Genomic DNA, 3,377 nt, shown 5'->3' with positions numbered 1-3,377 from the left:
AGAGGGCAGAGGGCAGAGGGCAGAGGGCAGAGGGCAGAGGGCAGAGGGCAGAGGGCAGAGGGCAGAGGGCAGAGGGCAGAGGGCAGAGGGCAGAGGGCAGAGGGCAGAGGGCAGAGGGCAGAGGGCAACAACACCTCAACACCCGTCGCACGGCGCTTGGCCCCGCGCGCGCCGCCGGGCATCCTAGTGGACCCGTTCCCGCGATTCGGGATCACCAGCGCGGTCGGCCTCGGCGCGACGCCGCTGCCAACCGAGGGCCTCGACCATGACGGAGCCGCCCGCGCAAAGGCTCGCCCTCCCGGCCCTCATCGCGATGGTCGTCGGCTCCATGGTGGGGGCGGGGATCTTCTCGCTGCCCCAGACATTCGGCCGCGTCACCGGCGGCGTCGGCGCGCTCATCGCGTGGGCGATCGCGGGCGGCGGGATGCTGATGCTGGCGCTCGTCTTCCAGACCCTCGCCCGCCGCAAGCCGGGGCTCGACGCCGGCGTCTACGCCTACGCCAAGGCCGGCTTCGGCAATTATCCGGGCTTCCTGTCCGCGCTCGGCTACTGGGCCGTCTGCTGCCTCGGCAACGTGTCCTACTGGGTGCTGATCCAGTCGACGCTCGGCGCTTACTATCCGGTCCTCGGCGACGGCAGCACCGTGACCGCGGTCGCCATCTCCTCGGTCGGCCTGTGGACCGTCCACTTCCTGATCCTGCGGGGCGTGAAGCAGGCGGCCGCGCTCAACACGATCGTGACGGTCGCGAAGATCATCCCGATCATCCTCTTCCTGCTCTTCGCCCTCTACGGCTTCGACGCCGCCATCTTCTACGACAATCTCGACGGCGGTCCCGGCCTCGACAACGCGCCGATCCTCGAGCAGGTGCGCGGGACGATGCTCGTGACGGTCTTCGTGTTCGTCGGAATCGAGGGGGCGAGCGTCTATTCGCGCTACGCCCGCCGCCGCGCCGATGTCGGCCTTGCGACGATCCTCGGCTTCGCGGGGGTTCTCAGCCTCCTCGTCCTCGTGACGATGCTGTCCTACGGCGTGCTCCTGCGCCCGGACCTCGCGGCGCTGCGCAACCCGTCGATGGCCGGGGTGCTGGAGGCGGTAGTCGGCCGCTGGGGCGCGGTGTTCGTGAGCGTCGGCCTCATCATCTCGGTGCTCGGCGCCTACCTCGCCTGGTCGCTCCTCGCGGCCGAAGTGCTCTTCTCGGCGGCGCGGATGGAGAGCATGCCCGCCTTCCTCGCCCGCGAGAACCGCAACCGCGTGCCCTCGGCGGCGCTGTGGCTGACGAACGGCCTCGTCCAGGCCTTCCTGATCGCGATGATCTTCGCGGAGGAGGCGTTCATCCTCGCGGTGAAGCTCACCTCCTCGATGATCCTCCTCCCCTATCTCCTGACCGCCGCCTACGCGCTGAAACTCGCCTGGCTTGAGCCCGACCCGACGGAGACGGCGCGCGCGCGCCGCGGCGACTTCATCCGCGCGACGCTCGCGACGATCTACGCGGCGGGCCTCATCTACGCGGGCGGCCTCAAATTCCTCCTCCTGTCGCTCCTGATCTACGCCCCCGGCACGATCCTGTTCGCGATCGCCCAGCGCGAACGCGGCCACCGCATCTTCACGACCACCGAGGCGATCCTCTTCGCCATCCTCATCGCCGGCGCCGCCCTCGCCTTCGCCGCCCTCCAGACGGGGGCGATCCGGCTATAGGGGGCTGATGTTGCAGGGATGATCCTTTTCGGCTTCCTCGCGACTGGTGCCGCCGCCGCTTTCGGTACCCTCAAGACGGGCACGATCCGGGTCTCGGGGCGGGGTGTTGTCACGGTGGAAGACCCTCTTCGGGAGGCCTCGCAACCGGCGTCACTCTCGTTTGCGCCGCTCTCCAGACCGGCGCGAGCCGGATTCAGGGAATTGGGTGCTGGTGATGACCAGAGGATCCGCTTCGGCGGCCGTCTTATGGGAGCCCTCGCTGCCGTTCCCAAAAAATGGGTGCGATGCGTTGTCGGGGCAGGGCGCTGTCGGCTCTCAAATGAGCGCGCATCGAACGGCCTCGTGACTAGCGCCGCTCTCGCGGCCGCCCTCAAGGCGGGCGCGATCCGGTACCAGTAGGGCCGGTTCCGCTGACACCCCGAGGGCCTTTTTGGGGCCTCGATGCAGATATCGCCTCGGCCCTCGTCGTCCTTCCTATGGAAGCGATTTAACTCTGGGCCGGGATGCAAGTGAGCGGCGCGGCACCGCCTCAGGCCGTCGGACGACGCGGTGCCTCACGATCTGACCAGATCGCGAGTGTTCACCCGGTCGTCGCTGTCACCCCGATAGGAAGGGTCTCGGGCCGGAAAGCCATCGATCGGCGCCGGCACCCGCGACCGAGAATGGAAGGATCGGCGCCGCCGCCTGCCGCGAGAGATGCGCCGCTTGCAGCCCATCAGGCTGTCCCGCATCCTGCCGCGATGAGCGAGCCATTGCAGACGATCACCCTATGGCGCCCGGTCGGCCCCGAGGAGCTGGATCTCATCCAAGCCAGCGGCATGAAAGCCTTCCCCCCGCGTCTGCCGGAGCAACCGATCTTCTATCCCGTTCTGACGGAGGACTACGCGATCAAGATCGCGCGCGACTGGAACGTCGCGGCCAGCGGCGCCGGTTACGTGACCCGCTTCGAAGTGCAGCGATCCTTCCTGGCCAACTACGCCATCCAGGAAGCGGGCGGCCGCGCCCATCGCGAATATTGGATCCCCGCCGAGGATCTCGACGCCTTCAACGCCGCCATCGTCGGCAAGATCGAGGTGACGCGGACGTTTAAATAGAGCGAGAACCGTGCGGCATCAGAGAGGCAGAGCAGCGACTCGCCGTTCGGAAGAGCGCGGGATGCTCGAGCGTAAAGCCGTCCCAGAATCCGCCGCACGCCGTGGGCTCTGACGGACCGCGGAAGAGACCGCGCGCCGCCGCGCTTCAGTGGGCCTCCCGTGTTGGACGATCGAAGCGTGGCAAGGGCGCCACCCCGATGAGTGCAGCCGGACGGGATTGAGCCAGCGGACGATGCCGCAAGGTGCGGTGGCTATCGCCCCCTTGTGACACCCGACCGGCGCCCCGCGCGCTGGACCCCGGCGCCGACATGGAAGGGGCCTGAGCCGAACTCCAGGACGAGATGCACGACCAGGGCGATGTCGGCGAGGCGTCATACGCGGCCGTGCCGCACCTCGTCAGGATCCACGACCACGCGGCGTTTCGGACTGGGACACATGTGCGGTCGTCGCGACCTCGATGTCGCCCACGAGGCGGTCGGCGAGATCGTCGCGCTTGGTGCGCCGGGGGGCGGGCACGGCTGGTCGGTTGGCGACCGCGTCGCGCTCAACCCGATGCGCGTCGACATCGCCGGGATGGGTGCGCTGCG

The 3,377-nt window shown here is 68.7% G+C and carries 2 protein-coding genes; both read left to right on the top strand.

Annotated elements, in window-relative coordinates; all coding sequences use genetic code 11:
- The first annotated feature begins 265 nt into the window (after nucleotides 1–265).
- Complete coding sequence (locus DBV35_RS29005; protein ID WP_108663913.1) at nucleotides 266–1,696, top strand: basic amino acid/polyamine antiporter; 1,431 nt, start codon at nucleotides 266–268, stop codon at nucleotides 1,694–1,696.
- 740 nt (nucleotides 1,697–2,436) lie between these two features.
- Nucleotides 2,437–2,790 carry an ADP-ribosylation/crystallin J1 gene (locus tag DBV35_RS29000; protein WP_211100077.1) on the top strand — a complete coding sequence of 118 codons (354 nt, stop codon included), beginning with the start codon at nucleotides 2,437–2,439 and terminating at the stop codon, nucleotides 2,788–2,790.
- Nucleotides 2,791–3,377 lie beyond the last annotated feature (587 nt).

It is taken from the genome of Acuticoccus kandeliae, assembly GCF_003073115.1.
Note: the sequence above shows the minus strand (reverse complement) of the source record. Positions and strands in the feature narration are given on the sequence as shown.

Excerpts from the sequence above, each read along its gene's own strand:
- DBV35_RS29005 (WP_108663913.1), top strand. The coding sequence starts at position 266 with ATGACGGAGCCGCCCGCGCAAAGGCTCGCCCTCCCGGCCCTCATCGCG.
- DBV35_RS29000 (WP_211100077.1), top strand. The coding sequence starts at position 2,437 with ATGAGCGAGCCATTGCAGACGATCACCCTATGGCGCCCGGTCGGCCCC.